At 55.3% G+C, this 19,966-nt stretch carries 18 protein-coding genes and 1 pseudogene; 6 read left to right on the top strand and 13 right to left on the bottom strand.

From position 1 onward, the window contains the following. Positions 1-118: 118 nt before the first annotated feature. The 7 genes from RKA07_RS01925 to pdxH form a co-directional block, all read right to left on the bottom strand. Positions 119-1,117 carry a lipid A deacylase LpxR family protein gene (locus RKA07_RS01925; protein WP_310965398.1) on the bottom strand — a complete coding sequence of 333 codons (999 nt, stop codon included), beginning with the start codon at positions 1,115-1,117 and terminating at the stop codon, positions 119-121. A 30-nt stretch (positions 1,118-1,147) separates the two neighbouring features. Further along, positions 1,148-2,383 (bottom strand): aromatic amino acid transporter, encoded by a 1,236-nt coding sequence (locus RKA07_RS01920; protein WP_310965397.1) that lies wholly within the window; start codon positions 2,381-2,383, stop codon positions 1,148-1,150. Between the two features lie 213 nt (positions 2,384-2,596). Next, entirely contained in the window at positions 2,597-3,061 is a 465-nt protein-coding gene (locus tag RKA07_RS01915) for a DUF3429 domain-containing protein (protein ID WP_200201474.1), read from the bottom strand. Next, positions 3,058-3,378 carry a DUF6482 family protein gene (locus RKA07_RS01910; protein WP_200370660.1) on the bottom strand — a complete coding sequence of 107 codons (321 nt, stop codon included), beginning with the start codon at positions 3,376-3,378 and terminating at the stop codon, positions 3,058-3,060. Before RKA07_RS01910 ends, RKA07_RS01915 begins: the two co-directional genes overlap by 4 nt. 57 nt (positions 3,379-3,435) lie before the next feature. Beyond that, positions 3,436-4,056: a DNA-3-methyladenine glycosylase I gene (locus RKA07_RS01905; RefSeq protein WP_200201472.1), complete on the bottom strand. Its 621-nt coding sequence runs from the start codon at positions 4,054-4,056 to the stop codon at positions 3,436-3,438. Between the two features lie 22 nt (positions 4,057-4,078). Next, positions 4,079-4,861: a 4'-phosphopantetheinyl transferase family protein gene (locus RKA07_RS01900; RefSeq protein ID WP_200201471.1), complete on the bottom strand. Its 783-nt coding sequence runs from the start codon at positions 4,859-4,861 to the stop codon at positions 4,079-4,081. Beyond that, positions 4,830-5,465 (bottom strand): pyridoxamine 5'-phosphate oxidase, encoded by a 636-nt coding sequence (pdxH, locus tag RKA07_RS01895; protein ID WP_200201470.1) that lies wholly within the window; start codon positions 5,463-5,465, stop codon positions 4,830-4,832. Before pdxH ends, RKA07_RS01900 begins: the two co-directional genes overlap by 32 nt. A 201-nt stretch (positions 5,466-5,666) precedes the next feature. Here pdxH and RKA07_RS01890 point away from each other — a divergent pair, with 201 nt between their 5' ends. Together RKA07_RS01890 and yfbR are read left to right on the top strand one after the other, a co-directional pair. Further along, positions 5,667-8,507, top strand: a complete 2,841-nt coding sequence (locus RKA07_RS01890; RefSeq protein ID WP_310965396.1) for a DUF748 domain-containing protein — start codon at positions 5,667-5,669, stop codon at positions 8,505-8,507. Positions 8,508-8,551: 44 nt separating this feature from the next. Then, positions 8,552-9,145 (top strand): 5'-deoxynucleotidase, encoded by a 594-nt coding sequence (yfbR, locus tag RKA07_RS01885; protein WP_200201468.1) that lies wholly within the window; start codon positions 8,552-8,554, stop codon positions 9,143-9,145. A gap of 38 nt (positions 9,146-9,183) precedes the next feature. Here yfbR and RKA07_RS01880 read toward each other — a convergent pair whose 3' ends face one another. Both RKA07_RS01880 and RKA07_RS01875 read right to left on the bottom strand, forming a co-directional pair. Further along, positions 9,184-10,218: an SPFH domain-containing protein gene (locus tag RKA07_RS01880; protein ID WP_200201467.1), complete on the bottom strand. Its 1,035-nt coding sequence runs from the start codon at positions 10,216-10,218 to the stop codon at positions 9,184-9,186. 2 nt (positions 10,219-10,220) lie between these two features. Continuing rightward, complete coding sequence (locus tag RKA07_RS01875) at positions 10,221-10,679, bottom strand: NfeD family protein (protein WP_200201466.1); 459 nt, start codon at positions 10,677-10,679, stop codon at positions 10,221-10,223. Positions 10,680-10,878: 199 nt separating this feature from the next. Here RKA07_RS01875 and RKA07_RS01870 point away from each other — a divergent pair, with 199 nt between their 5' ends. Continuing rightward, on the top strand, positions 10,879-11,694 hold the full coding sequence (locus RKA07_RS01870; protein WP_200201465.1) for an SDR family NAD(P)-dependent oxidoreductase: 816 nt from the start codon (positions 10,879-10,881) through the stop codon (positions 11,692-11,694). 110 nt (positions 11,695-11,804) lie between these two features. Continuing rightward, the gene (locus tag RKA07_RS01865; RefSeq protein ID WP_200201464.1) at positions 11,805-12,608 is read left to right on the top strand and encodes a class II glutamine amidotransferase; all 804 of its coding nucleotides are present in this window, start codon (positions 11,805-11,807) and stop codon (positions 12,606-12,608) included. A gap of 45 nt (positions 12,609-12,653) precedes the next feature. Here the strand turns inward: RKA07_RS01865 and RKA07_RS01860 are convergent, their stop codons facing one another. Next, positions 12,654-13,559, bottom strand: coding sequence for a metal-dependent hydrolase (locus tag RKA07_RS01860; RefSeq protein WP_200201463.1), 906 nt, complete (start codon positions 13,557-13,559; stop codon positions 12,654-12,656). A gap of 221 nt (positions 13,560-13,780) precedes the next feature. Between RKA07_RS01860 and RKA07_RS01855 the strand changes: the two genes are divergently transcribed. Both RKA07_RS01855 and RKA07_RS01850 read left to right on the top strand, forming a co-directional pair. Continuing rightward, complete coding sequence (locus RKA07_RS01855; protein WP_310965395.1) at positions 13,781-14,887, top strand: AraC family transcriptional regulator; 1,107 nt, start codon at positions 13,781-13,783, stop codon at positions 14,885-14,887. Between the two features lie 213 nt (positions 14,888-15,100). Continuing rightward, positions 15,101-15,508: an NINE protein gene (locus RKA07_RS01850; protein WP_200370646.1), complete on the top strand. Its 408-nt coding sequence runs from the start codon at positions 15,101-15,103 to the stop codon at positions 15,506-15,508. Here RKA07_RS01850 and RKA07_RS01845 read toward each other — a convergent pair. The 3 genes and pseudogenes from RKA07_RS01845 to nirB all read right to left on the bottom strand — a co-directional run bounded on the left by RKA07_RS01845 (position 15,501) and on the right by nirB (position 19,959). Beyond that, positions 15,501-16,883, bottom strand: coding sequence for a WS/DGAT/MGAT family O-acyltransferase (locus tag RKA07_RS01845; RefSeq protein WP_310965394.1), 1,383 nt, complete (start codon positions 16,881-16,883; stop codon positions 15,501-15,503). The two genes, RKA07_RS01850 and RKA07_RS01845, sit on opposite strands and share 8 nt — an antisense overlap. A gap of 66 nt (positions 16,884-16,949) precedes the next feature. After that, positions 16,950-17,318 carry a nitrite reductase small subunit NirD gene (gene nirD, locus RKA07_RS01840; RefSeq protein WP_200370642.1) on the bottom strand — a complete coding sequence of 123 codons (369 nt, stop codon included), beginning with the start codon at positions 17,316-17,318 and terminating at the stop codon, positions 16,950-16,952. A 108-nt stretch (positions 17,319-17,426) separates the two neighbouring features. Continuing rightward, positions 17,427-19,959 (bottom strand): annotated as a pseudogene (gene nirB, locus RKA07_RS01835) (nitrite reductase large subunit NirB). Between the last annotated feature and the right edge of the window lie 7 nt (positions 19,960-19,966).

Below are 19,966 nucleotides of genomic sequence, written 5' to 3'. Positions count from 1 at the left end.
GAGAGTCCTCACACAACCACTCCTTGGAAATTCAGTTTAATCATCCAGACATCACCCCTGTCAGGCCTGGCTGACCACGACGAAGTGCCCCGTGAACAACGAGTCGAAACGGATTTTTCTATAATGCCCAAGAAAATGACAGCGTCCCAAAACTGAAGTTATCTTTATGACGCTCGTCTTCGCTTGTCGAGGCACGCAGTGTGACGGAGGCCAGCAGGTAATCCCACTGCCAGGTAGCGCCCAGACCGAGCTGACCGATCAGCGGCCCTTCGTCAAAACGATAAGCCCCGGCATTGTCGTCAATATAGGAATAGCCTACATATTCCACGCCCAGCCCAACATACACTGACCAGCTACTGCCTGAATCCTTGAAAGAGCCCGGCAGGGCGATGGTTGAAGAGGTGCCTGCGTAATCCGGCACAAAATTTATTGGAAGGTGCCTACCAAGCTGCCAGACCAACCCGGTTTTTGCAGAGGTTCGAAAACTGGACAATAGCGCAGTCCCAATCACCGACACACGCTGCTCAATGTTGCCGCCCTGCCCGAGTTGCAGCAGCTTTCGGCCATGCGCACCCTGAATGCCACCCACCACATCGGTCCCAAGCTGATTATCCCATCCTTGCGGCTTGTCGCTTCCAGTGGCTTTATGCACCCATTTCTGAACCGACTCGGCACCGCTTTCGGGCCCAATAACACCGATGTGAGCGCCAAAACCGGTAATCGTATCGGCGTCCCAGCTCCAGAGCGTGCCGCTGAATGACAGGTGGCCGGCATAGGGAATGTCGTCGAATTGCGGATTCTCAACCGTGATATCGTCAGGCGTAACCATGAATTGCCGCAAACTCAGTGTAACCGCATGCTCTGAATCAGGAGCACCTATACCGGGCAGAAAGCGCAGCCCATCACGAAGAGTTCGGGCAAATCTTGCCGATTTTCCATCGTTCTCGTCAGCGGTGTCCGTCAGATACGACAAGCGCACCCCGTTTGTATATCCGCGGTCGGTTCCAGTAAGCAGGTCGTTATCCCAGGACAGGTTCACGACTTCTGCCTTCAGGCTGGCTGGCAAAACGCTAATAACGAAAAACAGCAGGAGGGTACATTCGCAGCGGCGACTCAAGTCCATCCCTCCCATCAACGTCGTCAGATCTCAGAGCAACACAGGTTCCGGCAACCAACCCGCCAGCCCCATGAAATGGAAGAGGATGGTCAGCCCGCCAAAAATCAGAACCAGCGCAATGCCCAACTGACCGCCCGGGGCCATAAAGCCACGACGCCCACCCTTCAGTGTTCGGGATTTTCTGGCCAGCAGCGCCGGTACAATACAGGCCCAGACCGCCGCAGCCGCACCGGCGTAGCCAATGGCCAGAACGAAGCCAAACGGAAAAAACAACGACAGCAGCAATGGCGGAATAAAAGTAATTGCCCAGGTTTTGGAGCGCCCTTTGCGATCATTATCGAAGCCCAGCAGGTCGGCCATGTAATCAAAGGTGCCCAGACCAACGCCGACAAAAGACGACAAAATGGCAGCCGTTGAGAAAGCACTGATGGTGGTCGCCACCCGCTCGGAATTGATGGCAAAGCCCAGGGCGGCGAGCAGAACATCCACGTCACCGCCCTGGGCGACCACCGGGCCGAAATGCGCTCTCGGCAGATTGCCGAATATGCTGAACAGCCACACCAGGTAGAACATCAAAGCCACCAGTGTACCGCCCAGAATGGCATTCTGAGCCCTACTCTCCTCGCCATAATAGGCGCGCATTGATGCCACCGAATGATGATAGCCGAAAGACGTCAGCGCCACTGGCAACATCGCCATCGCATAGGGCGCATATTGGCCGTCGGCATTTGCGGTATCAAACAGGATAGCCGGGTCAATTCTGACCGCTAGCCCAGAGACGCCGAGTACAAAACTCACCAGCATGAAAGTGATGAGCACCACCGAAAGTCGGTCCACTGCACGGGTTGAGTGCCACACTACCAAAGAGGACAACAGGACAAAAACAACCGAAGCCAGCTTGCTATCGATCCCGGTCATGCTCTGCAGGATCAGGCCAGACGACGTGATGTAGGCATACAGGAGAATGCCGCCTACAAAGTACACCGTCAGATTACTGAATGCGTTCACCCGGGAGCCGAGCAGAGATTTGGTAACGGTATTGAACGATGCCCGCAAACCGAAGTGCTTGAAGGCTTCCAGCAGCATCCAGCCGGACAGTGTCATCACCACCATGGTAAGCACCAGTGCCAGGCTGGACCAGGTCGTCCAGGCACCAGCACCGGAACTGGGCAAGCCCAGCATACCGGCACCGACGCAAACACTGGCAATAATACTCGCCCCGCCAATTAGGGAAGGTCCGGATCTGGACTCTGCGCGCTCGGTCAATAGGCCTCCGTCGTCGCGTATCAGCTTTTGGAATTAATAGCGGCCGCATGATACCGCTTTGAATTTGCCGACACTACGGGCAGAAATAACGCCAGAACTGATTCTATTAGCAAAATCTTGAATGCCGATCTGCCGGGAAAAAGAGCTTGGTTTGAAATACGAGGCGAATATCCGCTTTTGTTTAAAAGAAAGCAGAACAGGTGGTTTCGAAATTCAAAGGCCGTGGCTGGAATGCAGCAGGAAGAACCAGGCGCCGACGGTGAGTTGGCAGACAACGGCTACGAGTGTCAGAACCAGTCGTAAACGTAAGTACCAGGCGGGCCAATACTCTTTCATCCAGCGTACATCAGTGATGTAGAGCGCAAGGTAGGCCAAAGTGTAAACCGCGATCTGCGCCGGTGTGCTCAGCAACAGGCCAACGCCTGCGACAACAAAGAACACTTGGCTCAGAAGCATGGTCACCAACGGCGACTGTTGGTAGCACCGGTTATCCAGTTGCATGGCAATAGGCCAGTAAACACCCGCCATGAATGCCAGAATGCCTGCGCTGTAGAGGTAAAAATAGTTCAGCAGGGAAACACTGTATTGTGGCATTGCAAAAATAGCCGCAATGCAGGCAATGAAGGGTACCAACCCCGCCATTCCAACAAAGAATGCCAGTCTTGCTACTGAAATCATGCTTTTCGCCCCGCAGTTTGCTGTGTCTGAACCCGGATGCGCAAAGGCTCTACAGCCGATGGTTCCATGCCGATCATCTCGTTGTACGCAGAAGGGTGAACAACCTGGGATTCTTTGATGGTGAAGTTGGCGAGCGCTTCCTGAAGCTGTCGGGCGCTACGAAAAAGGCAGGTCACCCCATTTTTATCGGTCAGCAAAAGCTGCTTGTGGCCAAGGCTCAGCCTGGCCATGTACTGCTGGCCTTCAATGGATATGATTTCCAGCAGGTCTATGGCCTGCATGGGCTGGGTAGCGAGTTGTTCCAGTGTGATGCGCACGGCCAGGCTCCGGGATATCTGAATCTTCAGAACTTACGAGGCCATGGACTTTTAAGATCATTCCGCCAGTGAATGGCACTGGGCGTGTTGTGGGCAATACACCATGTGGTCGTTCACCATACCGGTGGCCTGCATGAATGCATAAACAATGGTTGGGCCAACAAAGTTAAACCCTGCGCGTTTGAGCGCCTTGGACATGGCCTCGGATTCTGGCGTGGTAACGGGTACCTCATCAAAGCTGCGCCAGTTGTTTTGAATGGGTGCGTGGCCGACAAACGACCAGAGAAAATCTGAAAACCCCCTGCCTTCTTCCTGCAGTTTCAAAAAGCCTTTGGCGTTTTTGATGATCGACTGCACTTTCAGCCTGTTTCGTACAATGCCAGGGTTCGCTAACAACTCCGCCACCTTGGTATCGTCGTACTGAATGATCTTCTCCGGATCGAAGTTGTTATAGGCAGCCCGATAGCTTTCCTGTTTACGCAGAATGGTTATCCAGCTCAGGCCGGCCTGTTGGCCATCCAGGCAGAGTTTTTCGAACAAAGCCAGGTCGTCGTATTCCGGGCGCCCCCAAACGGTGTCGTGGTAGTGCACGTAAAGTGGATCGGTGCCGCACCATGAGCAGCGCTTGGCGATGGTTTGCGCCGTTTGGGTGTTTTTGTTGTCTGGCGAAGCTGGCATGGTTGGTTCCCTGTAATTCCACTCAGCGTTGGGCGTGAATTTTGCGATAAAACAGTGGCTCCCAGTGCGTTTCCAGGTGCTTGGCCGTATTCAGGTTGTAGTCATCAGGTGGCGGCTCCAGCAGTGTGATTCTGGGCCATGAGCCATTTTTATTACTTGGGTTCTGCCTGTACACCAGCGTGCACAGAAAGCCTTCTGTGTAAAAGGCACAGGCTTGCCAGTGGCCTTCAGGCTGGTCGCCGTAGAGTTCGAAATTCCTGTGCACTTCCAGCGTTTGCAAGTTGCCGGCAATGCCACGGCCAGTGGCCTTGAGCCAGGCTTCTTTGAGTGTCCAGGCCTGAAGGAAGGCTTCGGGGTCGTCCTCTTGAAATAGCCATTCCTGCTCCACCGGGGAGAACCAGCGTTTTACCACCTTTTGCCATTGTGGATATCGTTTGCTGGGTTCAATGTCTATGCCCAATGCTGAGTCGTATTGGGTGGCGCAGGCAGACAGCCCGTAACTGTGGCTCAGGGAGAGATTCCAGCCTGCCGGGCAGGCAGCGGCTGTTGGCCGGCCTTCAACCGGGCAACACAGGTCAGGCTCTATTGAGCCTGCTTTGCTCAAAGTCTGGCGGATTAACCATCGGCTGGTAAGGAACTCAACCGCGCGATCGCCACTTAGTTGGGCGAACCGGTCGAGCTCATGAGCGGTCAGCCAGCCCGGTGCTACGTCGGGTACTTGCCCGGTCTGGTGACACAGCCTTATGGTGGGCTTTTGCAGAACGCCGCCGGAATCAGGGTTGGAGCCGTTGGATGAGCCAGCCATCACTTTCCCTCACGTATTCAAAGCGATCGTGAAGGCGGCTGGGCCGGCCCTGCCAGAATTCGATGCGCTCAGGCACCACTCGGTAGCCACCCCAAAAGCCAGGTAGTGGCACCTCGCCTTCGCTGAACTTGCGTTTCATTTCCGCCACTTTCTGTTCAAGCAGCCCTCTTGAAGTGATGGCCTTGCTCTGCTCGGAAACCCAGGCACCAATCTGGCTGCCCCTTGGGCGCGAAGCAAAGTACTTGAGGGATTCGGTTTTACTGACCTTCTCTACCTTGCCCTGAATTCGTACCTGGCGGTTCAGGCCAATCCAGGGAAACAACAGCGCCGCCCGTGGGTTTTCAGCAATCTCGTGAGCTTTACGGCTCTCATAGTTGGTATAGAACACAAACCCGCGGTTATCAAAATACTTCAGCAGAACCGTGCGCAAGTCGGGCATGTTGTCGGCACCTGAGGTGGCGAGGGACATGGCATTAGGTTCGAGAATGCCAGCATCGCGCGCGTCTCCGAACCAGGCTTCGAACTGTTGCACCGGGTCATTGCTCAGGGCCTCGCGATCGAGCCCTTCACTTTCAAAATCGCGACGCATATCGCTGATGTCCATAAAAGCCTGCCCTCACATGCTCAAATTTAAAAAAGACGTACTCAAAAGAGTTTATTAGCTGAGCTCTATACGAAGGTTCAGGATATAGAGTTCGGTTTCCTGTGTCAGCGGTTGCGGCACAGTGGCTGACAAACTGGTGCTCACCCGACTATCCTTGTGGAAGGGATTTACTCGAATTCCACTGACTGTAAGGAGATAACAGTGGCCGAAAGCCGTCAGCGCAATCGCCTTCCCGAAAATCTGGTAATCGGCGCGATTATACTCATCGTGTTATACAGCCTCGCCGGCTTTCTGGTGCTGCCCTGGTGGTTGAAACGTGCCTTGCCTGATCAATTGGCACAACATATGAGCTGGCAGGCAGATATTGCCGAGATCAGCAGTAACCCGTTTGCATTGAGCGTTGAGGCCCTGAATCTGTCGGCCCACGATAGCGACAACCAAAAGGTTGTGGGGTTTGAGCGTTTATATATCAACCTCAATTTCTTTGAGCTGATTCGCGGCATTGTCGGGTTCGAGGCGATTGAACTGGACGAACCGTTCATCCGTGTGGACTTGCTTGACGATTACAGCGTGAACTTTGTCCGGGACTTCCAGGCTGCCAGTGCACGTGATGAGGGGCTGGCTGATGAGTCCACTGAGCCAGAGGAAGGTCAGTCGCCTCCCTTGCTGTATTTTCAGCAACTCAATATTAATGGAGGTGAGTTGCTGTTCCGGGATTTTACCAAGCCGGAAATGGCAGAGTTCCGCATTATGCCTCTGGATCTTACCTTGAGCGATCTGGCTACCTGGCAGAGGGATGACCGCAACAGTGATTATCACCTGCAGGCAGCCAAAGGTGATCACAGTGTTGAGTGGCAGGGTAACCTGAGCATTACACCGCTCTATTCCAGCGGAAGTCTTGCTATTTCGGGGGTCGACCACAAAACGATCGGGCATTTTCTTGCACCCTATCTGCCCTACGGTTTGCTCGGCGGCAAAGTAAGCGTGGCTTCCGATTATGAGCTACAGGCAGGAGACACTCTGCAACTCACCACTACCAATGGCAGAGTGTTGGTGGAAAATCTGGCTGTTGCGCCGAATAGACAGGCAGAGCAGGCTCGGTTGAGCGCAGTCTCAATCGCCATCAACGATATCGGGTTTGATCTCCGCGCCCGCGAAGCCAGGGTTGGGCAAATTACCTTGGCGCAGCCAGATGTTGCGTTGGCTCGGAACAACCGCGGAGAGATCGACTGGATTGCCGCACTTGCTGAGTTTTCCAAAGAGAGTGAAGCGGGCAACGAAGGAAAGGCTCCCGAGTCGGGCGAGCCTGCACCCGCGGAAACTCAACAGCCGTTTCGCTGGTCGCTAGCTGGTATCGATGTGTCTGAGGGCCGTGTGCTTTGGCAGGACCAGCAGCCTGGATCGCCGGCGGAGCTAGTAATTGAGCCGCTATCCCTGTCTATCGGTAGCGTGAACAGCGCTATGGAAAATCAGGTGCCGTATGAGCTTCAGGCGGCTCTGGGTAGCGGTGGTACGCTTTCCGTAAAAGGCCAGCTAACGCCTCAGCCTTTTACGTTGGAGGCCGCCATCTCAGGCTCAGGCATTCTCTTGGCGGTTTTTGAACCCTATTTGCAAGAATCCGCCAATCTCGCCATTGCTGGCGGCACACTGGGGTTGGATGGAAACCTGGATCTGGATGGCCAGCAGGAGCCTTTAACCGGCACCTTCAGCGGTACCGCAGAGGTTTCCGGTTTGAATCTTCAGTTGCCGGACAGCAAGGAGCGCCTTGTGTCATGGCAGACTTTGCGCCTGGCCCCCATTGAGTACAACGTGCATCCGGCCCGGCTGGAAATCGGCACGGTGACACTCGCTGAGCCAGCGATTAACCTGGTGCGTAACCCGGATAACATACACAACGTTGAACAAATCAGCCTGGCTTCCGCAACGGCCGATGCGGCCGAGCCCGCACCGGAGGAACCCGCAGATGAACCTGGGCTTATCTTCCGCATTGGCCAGTTGGTGATTGAGCAAGGCGCTCTGGATTACACAGATCGTACCCTTAATCCGGCTTTCACTACCTCTATAGACAGGCTCAACGGCACGGTTTCCGGCCTCAGCAACGTGTCGCCACAGCAGGGTAAGGTAGCCCTGAAAGGCCGGATAGGAAACAGTGCGAGTATCGATTTTGATGGCACAATCGGCACCCTGGGCGCGGAGGAGACCAACAGTCTTACACTGGTGATGAAAAACCTCTCATTGCCCGCTCTTTCGCCTTATTTGGGGCGTTATCTGGGCTATAGCATCGACAGCGGAAAGCTGGAACTGGATCTCGACTATGAGATCACCGGTAGCCAGATAAAAGCCTCGAACCGGGTGATTATGGATCGCCTTGGGCTGGGCCAGTCGATTGCCAGTAAAGACGCCGTTAATGCTCCCGTGAAGCTGGGGCTGGCGCTGCTGCGGGACAGCGATGGTGTTATTGACGTGAATGTGCCAGTCAGCGGCGATTTGAGCAGCCCGGATTTCAGGGTCGGCCAGGTGGTGATGCGAACCTTTGTGAATTTGTTGGCGAAAGCAGCAACATCGCCGTTCAGTATGCTGGGTTCTATTGCTGAGCTTGCGGGCTTGAGTGGCGAAGAACTTGGCCAGGTAAGTTTTGAGCCGGGTACAAGCAGGCTGGGCCAGGGTGAGGCAGAGAAGCTGGCGGCTTTAGGCAAAGCCCTGCTGGATCGCCCGAACCTGTTACTGAATGTTCGCGGTGGCGTTTCGCCTGAGACTGACGGGCTCGCGCTGCTGCGTGATGAGATGGAGGCAAGCCAGGGCGGCGAGTTGACAGAGCAAGCCTGGGAGGAGGCCCGCGAGGCGTATCTTGCTGGCGAGCGGTCATTGGCGCCAGAGACGCTGAGTAATCTCGCCAATACCCGGGGTACTGCGTTGATGGAGATACTGCGCGATACCCACGGTGTCCCAGGCAAGCAGCTATTTCTTCTTGAACCCTCCCGCGATGCGACTGTGTCGGAAGATGGTCAGGTTATCGTAGGCTTCACTCTGGATACCCGCTAAGGAATACATGCAACACACAACCGCATTTAAAAGGAACACAACGCGTGCCCAAGGCTAGCAGTCATTTCTTTGCCTACGTTTCCCGTTTGCGCTGGATCAAGCGTTGGGGGTTGATGCGTAACGCCATAGAAGAAAACGTAGCAACCCACTCCTGGGAAGTGGCCACCCTGGCCCACGCCTTGGCCATGATCCGCAACCGGCACTTTGGCGGGCAGGTAAATGCCGACAAGATTGCTGCAGCCGCGCTTTATCATGATGCAACTGAGGTTATTACCGGCGATATGCCCACCCCGGTGAAGTATCACTCCAAGGTTATGCGAGAGGCCTTTGGCGATATTGAGCATAAGGCAGAATCGGAGCTACTGGCGTTGTTACCAGAGGATTTGCGCGAAGACTTTGCGCCTTATCTTCAGGAGTCTCAATTGCCAGAAGGGGATCGCGAACTGATCAAGGCGGCAGATCGTTTGTCAGCCTGGTTAAAATGCCAAGCGGAAGTTCGTGCGGGGAACCGCGAGTTTGAGCCAGCTGAGAGGCAGATCAGGCAAAGGCTTGAGGAAGAAGGGTTGCCGGAGGTGAACTACTTTATGGAGGTGTTTGCGCCAAGCTATGAAGAGCCTTTGGACAACCTGCTGGGATAGGGCCCAGCAGGTTGTGTTTGCTTCACGCTTGCAACAATTCAGGAGTTGCTTGCGCTACCCACTATTCCGCCGCGTAGGCCATCACGTTGCAGTGACTGGCGAACTGCGTCTTCCGGGCTTCCGGCCAGCTCCCGGAACATACCCATAGAACCTAGCAGAGCAGAAGACTCGTAAGGTACAAATACCCGCTCGCCGTCTTTTGCCATGTTCGGAAGCACCTTGATGTAGCTTTGCCCCAGCAGGTAGCCGATAACGGTTTGCTTGTTTTCTTCTGTATCGCCCATGGCACTCAGTACCAGGCGGATGGATTCCTGCTCACCCTGGGCTCGCAAAATGGCCGATTCTTTATCACCCTGAGCGTTAAGAATGGCAGATTCACGTTGGCCCTGAGCCTTGGCAATGGCTGCAGATTTTTCACCCTCGGCCTCGGTCACCGTGGCCCGGCGTTTACGCTCGGCGGCCATCTGCAGGCGCATGGCCTCTTCAACTTCTTCCGGCATACTGATGTCCTGAACTTCCACCCGGGTCAGCTTTACGCCCCACTTTGACGCCGCTTCTTCCATTTCGGCCTGAATGGCGTTGTTCACTTCAGCGCGGGATTCGAACAGCTTGTCCAGTTCCATTTTGCCCACGACTGAGCGCAGGGTGGTTTTAGCCAATACTTCTACCGCCTGGCTCATGTTGGCCACTTCGTATACCGCACGGCGGGGGTCGATGATCTGGTAATAGAGCGCGCCATTGATCTTCACAGTCACGTTATCGGTGGTTACTACTGGCTGGCCCGGGAAGTCCATGACCGTTTCCCGGCGGTCGATGCGGGTTTCGTCAGACATCATCGGGTGGTATTCCTCGCCCATGCGCATGTAGCGGATCATGGTGATGGGGCGGGGTCGTTCGACAAAGGGAATAATGATGTTCACACCACTTTCCAGAACGCGATTGAAAGAGCCCAGACGCTCAATAACCATCACTTCTGACTGCCGGATAATCACCAATCCTTTTGCGATGACAAAGACGCCGATAGCGACAACAATCAGGCTGATGATCAGCCCTGGTGTAATAAACGCTTCCATACTTATTGTTCCTTGTGTGTGGCTGAGTGAACGATGGCAGTTGTGCCATCAAATTGTCTGAAAATAACCTCGGTTCCTTCCGGGAAATCGGTGGCGCCGGTATTGTCGTCCCTCAGGCGATAAAAATCGCCGTTGATCTTGATGCCGGTAGCACCATCAAAATCCCGCTTGAGGGTGCGATAGCGCACGCCTTTCTCCACACCGGTACCTGTGGTTCCGTAGGCCACGCCTTTTGGGGAGAAGCGCGGGCGAATCCAGCGAATCATAATGGGTACCAGCAGGCCCGAAAATACGCCCATGCCAGCCAGCTGCCACTCAAACGACATGCCGACGTAGGCCAGTGTGGCGGTGAGAGCAGCGGCTATAGCCAGCGCCAGCAGCAGAAATATGCCATAAGCTAACTCAGCCAGGCCCAGTGCAAGGGCCAGAATCAGCCAAAAATGCGTAAGACTCCATTCCATACAGAAAGTCCGCAGGTTCAGGGTTAAAGAAATCCGCGAGATTGAACTCCCGGAAGGTGGATTGTACCCAAAAGCCCGGGCTGAATCCGAGTGGCCCGCGCGTCGTGCAACGCAGAAGTTCAAGGCCATAGGCTGTTCATAGGCAGTTGATAGAGTATCTTCTATAAGCAGCACAACACACAACAAGAGTGCAAAGCCCATGAAAGATCTGAAAAACAAAGTGGTGGTAGTGACCGGTGCAGGTTCTGGCATCGGTCGAGCTCTGGCGAAAGCCCTGGCAGTGCGGGGCTGCAGGCTGGCGCTGTCGGACGTTAACGAAGAAGGCCTCGCGGAAACCGCAGCTGCAGTGTCGGGTTCCGAGGTCAAAACATACAAGCTGGATGTTGGCGACAAGGATGCGATATACGCCCATGCAGCGGAGGTGGTGCAGGATTTCGGCCAGGTTAATGTGATCATCAATAACGCAGGCGTTGCGCTCTCTGCCACGGTGAGAGAAATGTCTGACGAAGACTTTGCGTGGATCATGGATATCGACTTCTGGGGCGTTGCCCATGGCACCCGTGCCTTTTTGCCGCACCTGATTGCCTCTGGCGATGGCCATGTGGTGAATATATCCAGTGTGTTTGGCCTGATTGGCGTGCCCACGCAAAGTGCTTACAACGCGGCCAAGTTTGCGGTTCGTGGCTTTACAGAATCCCTGCGCCAGGAAATGAAAATGGAGAAGCTGCCGGTGGCGGTAAGCTGTGTGCATCCGGGCGGCATTCGTACCAACATCGCCAACTCTGCACGCATGAGCAGGCTCGACAGCGCGGCGGAGTTGCGCAAGTCGTTCGACAAGATTGCCATGACCACGCCGGAAAAAGCTGCAGAAATCATTGTAAAAGGCATTCTCAAAAATGAATCCCGCATTCTTGTCGGGCCGGATGCATGGGGTATAGATGCCATTAACCGGTTACTGGGGTCGGCTTATCAGCCTTTGGTGGAGCGCTTTACTCGCAATAAGCTGATTGTTTGAACACCCTGAGCTGAAATTTCCTGAAGTGGGCAATAGGGCCGCTGGCTTGCCTGCCCAAGTGCGGTATTCTTACGGTTGTTATTCCGACACCGCAAGGAGCCGCATTTTTTATGTGCGAACTACTGGCCATGAGCGCCAACACACCCACTGACCTTTGCTTCAGCTTCACTGGCCTGACTCGCAGGGGCGGCGACACCGGCCCCCACAAGGATGGCTGGGGCGTGGCTTTTTATGAGGGCAAGGGTGTACGGGCCTTCCACGATGTAGATGCCAGCGCCAACTCCCGGCTTGCTGAAGTGGTTCAGACCCACCCGATCAAAAGCGAAGTGGCGATTTGCCATATTCGTCAGGCCAATGTGGGTGAAATCTGCCTGGCCAATACCCACCCGTTCATGCGCGAACTCTGGGGCCGTTATTGGGTGTTTGCCCATAACGGCCAGCTGTCTGAATTCCAGTCATCGCCGGGGTTTTACGAGCCGGTTGGCGGCACCGATAGCGAGGCGTTGTTCTGCGAAATCCTCAACCATCTGCGCAGCCATTGCGACAGGAATGATTCGGCCGAGGTAACTACACAGCATCTGGTGGAACTCTCGAAGACGTTTGCAGGACAGGGCGTTTTCAACCTTTTGCTGAGCAACGGCGATTGGCTGTTCACCTACTGCACCACCAAAATGGCCAGCATTACTCGCCGCGCCCCGTTTGGCCCGGCAAGGTTGAAAGATGCGGATGTGATTGTGGATTTTGAATCTGAAACCACGCCGAACGATATTGTAAGCGTAATCGTGACTGAACCGCTGACCAGCGATGAAGAATGGGATATTTACCAGCCCGGCGAATGGCGGTTGTGGCGCAAGGGTATTGTGGAAGCCAAAGGCATTGCAGTTAACGAACAAAGTGGTACTGCGGCTAACTAGGCAGGCCAGCGTTGTATTGCTGGCTTGCCTGGTTGTGCGCTGGAATTACTGCAGGGTTTTACGGTTTCCGTTCTGGTATTGAGGTGCGATGTAAGATTGAATCTCCGCTTTGAATCGCGCGATCAGCTCACTGTTGTCATGATCCCAAGGGTGATACCCCGGTTTGAAGTAACTGAACCATGTGGGGATCAGGCTTGAGAAAGTACCGTTCTTACCCCACATGCGCCACAAGCCACGACCAGTATCGGCGATCGAAAAGCCTTTGGTGTCGCTCAACACCATACGGCCCGTGAAATAAGAAGCCATCACACCCAGAGCGGCCGTGCTGAACACAAGGTAAAAGGTTCGCTCGGCGTAGGTGCCGCCCACTTCCTGAAACACATCGTAGGCAACCGCCTTGTGCTCAGTTTCCTCAATGGCATGCCATGCCCAGAGCGGGCGCATGGTGTCGTGCATGCGCTCGCGCACATCGTCGCGCTCCAGAAGCATATCCGCCATCATGGCTGTCATGTGTTCCAGCGCACAGGTAATGGCAAGTTGGTGACGCTTCGGCAGCATTTTGGCTGCATCCAGAACAACTTTCAGGTGCTTTTCCAACTCCTCAACCGGCATGCCCTGGTCCCGAACATGCTGGTTCATGGCCATGTGCTCCAGAGAATGCATGGCTTCCTGGCCGATAAAACCCCGCACTTCGGCTTTCAGTTTGGGATCGTTAATCTGATCCCGATAGGCACGCACAGAATCCACAAAAAACTGCTCGCCCTGAGGAAAGAGCACCGAAAGTGCGTTCATCATGTGGCTCAGAAAAGGGCTGTCCTCCAACCAGTACTGGGGCACCTGCTCATCAAACTCGAAGCCCATGCGCTGGGCCTTGATATTGACGTTATCCGGCGTCTTTGAAGCCCGATTGGCTGCTGTGGCCTGCTGCTCGACGGCTTTTGTACTCAGCATGGGTCTACTCCTCACATTGGCTGATGACATGGCTTCAGTGTGTCGGAGTCGACTGTCGGGATGAATGCGAAAGCAGGCCGGTCACCATTCAAAATGGGACAAAGAGGCAGAAAGGTTGACCAACGCGACGGTAGATCAGGTGCAACCGGCCCCACTGCCATGGCTGCGGGCTTCTGCTAGAGTCTTTAAGAAGTACTCACTCAGGCAAACAAGGGCAACCTATGGCGATCTCCGGGCCGGAAAAAGAACGGCAGATGCTGGGACTATTCCTGGTGCCAGGCGTTTATATGCGGCTGTTGGCTCAGACCGTAAAGCAGCTCGGCCATAACGAGCGCCTGCTCTACGAAGGCCTGAACTTCAGCTCCGAAGACCTGAAAGCCAACAACAGCCGAGTGTTTGTGACCGATGCCATCGTTATGGCCGAGCGCGCCGTGAAGCTGGCGGGCAAAGACGGACTGAGCTTTGTGCTGGCCCGGGAGCTGCGGGTAACTATTCATGGCACCCTTGGATTTGCCGCGCTAACCAGCCCTACCCTTGCCGGAGCCCTTGATTCGGTTCGCCGTTATCTGCAGCTACGGGCTCCGTTTCTGAGCATGAGCCAGGCAGAAACCGAAGACAGCGTGCTGGTGAAACTATGCACAGAATTCGACGTGCCCGGCCTTGCACCGTTTCTGGTAGAAACCGTTTGCACAACACTGGTGATGCTCACCGAACAACTACTCGACCGCAGCGATGCGGAAAACCGCGGATTCTCCACAAGCGACGGCAAACTGCCCGGCGTCAGTGTGCGCCTGAAGGGCCCTGAGCCGGCATACTACCGCCAGTTTGTAGACCAGTTACCAGTAAAATTCGAGTATAACCAGCCAGACGAACTACTGGTGCTCCCGAAAGCACTGCTGGACGTGCGCATGAGACTGGCCGATGCAGAAGCGTCTCGTATGGCCAGCGACGAGTGTGAGTTCGAATTGCAAAAAGCACTGAAAGAACAGGGCGACCTGGCCCTCGCCGTACGCAACCTGTTGCGCCTGACCCCCGGGCCACTGCCCTCCCTGGAGGTTATGGCAGAACGCTTCTGCGTTTCCTCCCGCACCTTGAAACGCCGGCTGGCGGACCGCGAAACCAGCTACCGTGAAATCGTGGAATCAGTACTCAAAGACCGCGCCATCCAGCTCTTGCGCTACACCAACCAATCCGTAAGCGAAATCGCCTACGAACTGGGCTACGCTGACCTCTCCAACTTCAGCCGAGCCTTCAAAAAATGGACCGGAAAATCCGCCAGCGAATTCCGAGAAGGCGGCCCCGACCCCGCACCGGAATTAGGGCCATGACCAACGTCTAAAGTATTTGGAGGTATCGCAAGAGTCGAAGGACGGAGGGTGGCGCATATTCTCCGCCAGGAAAAAGATGTCTGAGCGAAGCGAGTTATTTTTCCCAAGGAGAATATGCGCCACCCTCCGGCCCAGCACCCAAGTCAAAGACCTTGCAGAACCAACTCCTCAACCCCATATAAAAGTCACAAACAACCGCCCCCCGGAGTAGCAATGATCAACCGCCCAGATACACACAGCAAACTGTTTGGATACCTACTCTGGATCTTCGGATTTCTGGGCGCACACCGCTTTTATTACGGCAAACCCATCACCGGAACCATCTGGTTCTTTACGTTCGGATTCTTTCTGATCGGCTGGATAATCGACTTCTTCCTGATCCCCTCCATGGACGAACAGGCAGACAGCAGGTTTAGAGAAGGCGAAGTCGACTACAACATCGGCTGGCTACTACTTACCTTCACCGGCGTATTTGGCCTGCACCGAATGTACATGGGGAAATGGATCACAGGCATCATCTACCTGCTGACCGGCGGCCTCTTCCTGATTGGAATTCTCTACGACTTCTGGACGTTGAACGAACAGATCTCAGAGCGTAACCGCGAAGTGAAATTCAACTAGCCATATCCTGCTCCAGCTCCACCAAACCGTCCTCCAGATAGTCCAACATCCGCTGGAGGCTTGGTAAGGTGCGGCGGCAGCCGACCAAACCAAACTCCACCTGATCGTTGTAGCTGGTCACAGTCATATTCAGTGCCAGGCGATCCATAGCGATCGACACAGGGTACATGCCCTCCAGTTTGGCGCCGTTCCAGTAAGAGGTCTCTTTCGGCCCAGGAACGTTTGAAATCACCACATTGAACGTTTGCCACTTCGGAGCCATACCGGTAAGCAGGTGAAACCCCGCCGGCGCCAAGGTAAGCGCGGTATAGTTCAGAATTTCTTCAGGCGACATGTGAGCGTAGCGATCCTTTGCTTCCTGCATGCCCTGATGAATCTTCTTCAGCCGTTCACCTGCGTGGTGTTCGTCCGTATGCAGATTGGCCAGAATAACACCCACCTGATTGCCTTCCGCTTGATCCTCCCCTGGCTTCTGGTACTTGCGCAAAGAAACCGGAACCATCGCAATCAATGGCTTTTCCGGCAGCGCATCCAGATTCATCAAATAGGTGCGTAACGCACTGGCGCACATGGCGGTGACCACATCGTTCACAGTGGCATCGTTCGCATGGCAAACGGCTTTTATGCGTTTCAGGCAGTACGACTGAGCTGCGAATCGGCGGGAGCCGGTAATCTTGCGATTAAGGATGCTGCGCGGAGCATGGAACATGGAATTGTAGACAGGGTCCTTGCGAGCCTGATTCACCGAACGCAGTAACTCCCGTGCGACGGTTGGCACCGTTCCAAGCTGCTTCCCCGATTCCCCCAGTAAATGGCTGATACTCTGCCAGAGAGAGGGGCTGCTTCTGTCCCCGCCTCGCCCCTGCCGTACAGACATATCCCAAACCGGCGGCATGTTGCGTTTTGAGGGATCTGTAGAGAGCATTTTCTGAGTCATGCGCATAGCAGAAATGCCATCCACAAGGGAGTGGTGCACCTTCACGTAAACCGCAAACTGCCGGTCGCCAAGCCCTTCAATAAGGTGGAACTCCCACAAGGGCCGCTCCCGATCCATAAGATGGGAGTGCTCGGCGGAAACAAACGCAAGCAACTCACGTATGCGGCCGGGTGTAGGCAAGGCTTCGAAGCGGAAGTGGTGCTCCAGATCCAGGTGTTCGTCGTGCACCCACACAGGTTGTGCCAAGCGGCTGTCCAGCCGCAGGTTGAAAGGCGCTGTTACTTCCGTATCTTTTCGAAGTTGTTCCGCAAGCCTTGCGACATAATCGTCAGGCGCATCCTCCGGAAACGAAAAAATCTGCAGCCCGCCCACATGCATGGGTTGCTGGCGCTTTTCCAGCCAGAGAAAAAGCTGGTCTGTAGGGCTGAGAGGCTTCACGGGCAGGATCCCTTTTTATGATTGTTTCACTGATCTTACATCAGGTTGCCCGCGAGTGATTCAAGGTTAGGCTGCCACAGCCTCCTGATGTGTATCCCTTGTTTCCAAAAGAATCCGATTTCCATCGAGAAGCACCGAGTAGGTTTTGACCCTAACCGACTCATCCTCCAAACAGGCACCGGTTTTCAGATTAAAGTGTTGTTTGTACAACGGCGATGCGACGATCGGCTCACCCCCAAGATCCCCCGTGATACCTCGCGCCAGAACATTAGCGCCGCTGAATGGATCTGCATGGCTGATGGCAAAGAGCGCCGGCAGCCGATGCGGCAAATAAAACACCGCCACCGGCCCCTCGTTCGTCCAGACCGCAATTCCGGATTCCGGCACCAGATCATCAACAGTACAAACCGTGTTCCAACAAGTACGAGTTCTCATCTGTATTCTCCTTGAATTTATGTTTTTGGCTTTTCGATATCCAGGTGGACCGAGAGCGTGGTGGTATGGGGTGCCTTTCCGCCGCGCGCCCCCACCTAAACAACCAGGCTAAACAGACTCCAAAACAGGCCGCCTCTGCCCCCGCTCAGTAGTCCACTGCTGCACCGGATCCCTCTGCTCTGGCAAGTTCACAAACTCCCGAAACCGCTTACGCTTCCCGGGATCCTCCACAGCCGTTTTCCACTCACACTGATAGGTATCTACAATGCCGTTCATATGCTCTTCGAGCTCAGCACAGATGCCCAGACTGTCCTCAAGAACCACCTGCTTCAGATACTCCAGACCGCCCTCCAGGTTCTCCATCCACACACTCGTGCGCTGCAGCCGGTCGGCCGTGCGCACATAGAACATCACCACCCGGTCAATGGTGCGGATCAGCTCATCATCAGACAGATCGGTGGCAAACAAATCAGCATGGCGCGGACGCATGCCGCCATTACCGCAAACATAGAGATTCCAGCCGTTCTCGGTGGCGATCACCCCGAAATCCTTACTCTGCGCTTCGGCACACTCACGGGTGCAGCCAGATACCGCCATCTTCACCTTGTGCGGTGCCCGCAGGCCCTTGTAGCGATTCTCCAGAAGGATCGCCATGCCCACGCTGTCCTGCACGCCATAGCGGCACCAGGTGCTGCCAACACAGGATTTCACCGTGCGTAGCGATTTTCCGTAGGCATGGCCAGTCTCGAAACCAGCTGCAATGAGCTTCTCCCAGATCTCCGGCAACTCACTGAGCGTGGCGCCAAACAGGTCAACCCGTTGGCCGCCGGTTATCTTGGTATACAGGTCGTACTCTTTGGCCACCTCGCCCAGCACGATCAGCTTATCGGGCGTGATCTCCCCGCCAGGAATGCGCGGCACAATGGAATAGGTGCCGTTTTTCTGCATGTTGGCCATGAAGGTGTCGTTGGTGTCCTGCAGAGGCACATTATCGGTGGTCAGAATATGCTCATTCCAGCAGGTGGCCAGAATGGAGCCGACGACCGGCTTGCAAATGTCACAGCCATGGCCCTTGCCGTGCTGGCTGATCAGGGTGCGGAAGCTGCGGATGCCGTTCACCTTCACCAGGTGGAACAAGTCTTGTCGGCTGTAGGGGAAGTGCTCACACAGGTCCTTGCTGACTGCCACGCCGCGTTTTTCCAGCTCGTTGTCTACGACGCTCTTGAGCAATGCGGTACAGCCACCGCAACCGGTACTGGCCTTGGTCTCGGCTTTGACGCCGGCAAGATCGCTGCTGCCAGCATCAATGGCACAGCAAATGTCGCCCTTGGTGACGTTGTGGCAGGAACAGATGGAAGCGGATTCCGGAAGCGCGTCGGGGCCCAGCGCCGGCGCACCGCCCTGGCTCACCGGCAGGATCAGGGCTTCCGGATTATCGGGTAGTGCTATGCCATTCAGTGCGTACTGCAGCAGAGTATCGTAGTAGCTGTTATCGCCTACCAGAATGGCACCCAGCAGTGTTTTACCGTCTTCGCTGACAACCATGCGGCGGTAGTGGCCTGTTTGTTCGTCGTTAAAGCGTATGTTGCGGGCGCCGGGCGCCGGGCGTCTGGCCCTGGGCATCACCGATGGAGCCAACATCCACGCCCAGCAATTTCAGCTTGGTGCTCATATCGGCACCGGTAAAGGCAGCGTCAGAGTCGCCGTTCAGCACGGATGACAGGGTGCGGGCCATGGTATAGCCGGGCGCGACCAAACCAAAAATCCTCTGGTTCCAGAGCGCGCACTCGCCAATGGCATGGATATGCGGATCGGAGGTGGTGCACTGGTCGTTCACGACGATGCCGCCACGCTCGCCCACGTCCAGGTCACTGGCTCGCGCGAGCGCGTCTTGCGGACGAATACCGGCGGAAAATACGATCAGATCGGTCTCCAGATGGCTGTCATCGCTGAAGTTCATGCGCAGCCGCGCGTTCTCGCCCGCAACGATGGCGGTGGTGGCTTTCTCGGTGTGAACCTGAACACCCAGCTCTTTAATTTTGTGGCGCAACAGCGCACCGCCGTCGGCATCCAACTGCACCGGCATCAGGCGGGGGGCGAATTCCACCACATGGGCCTGCAGGCCGAGACTTCTTAGCGCATTGGCGGCCTCCAGACCAAGCAGGCCACCGCCTACTACGACGCCGGATTTGCCCTCTTTGGCGCTGGCGCGAATGGCGTCGAGATCGTCCAGGGTTCGGTATACAAAACAGTGGGGGTGCTCGCGGCCTTCAATCGGCGGCACGAACGGGAAGGAGCCAGTGGCCAGCACCAGTTCGTCATAGTGGTATTCGCCTTTCGGTGTGACCAAGGTACGCTGATCCCGGTTCAGGGCGGTGACCGGTTCATTTAAATGCAACTCAATACCTTGCTCGGCGTACCAGTTCTCCGTGCCCATGGCGAGATCAGCATGGGTAGAGCCTGCGAAGTACTCAGACAGGTGAACCCGGTCGTAGGCCAATTGCTTCTCTTCGCCGAAAACCAGAATGTCATAGTCCGATGCCGCAGAGCTGGCGACAAATTGCTCGATAAAGTGATGGCCAACCATGCCGTTGCCAATCACGATCAGGGTTTTCTTGCTCATGGTTTTTCCTCTCTTCATGGGCAGC

Origin of the sequence: Marinobacter xiaoshiensis (assembly GCF_031631795.1) — a bacterium.
Lineage (GTDB): Bacteria > Pseudomonadota > Gammaproteobacteria > Pseudomonadales > Oleiphilaceae > Marinobacter > Marinobacter xiaoshiensis.
The sequence above is the reverse complement of the archived record's forward strand: the minus strand, read 5'-3'. Positions and strand labels throughout refer to the sequence as shown.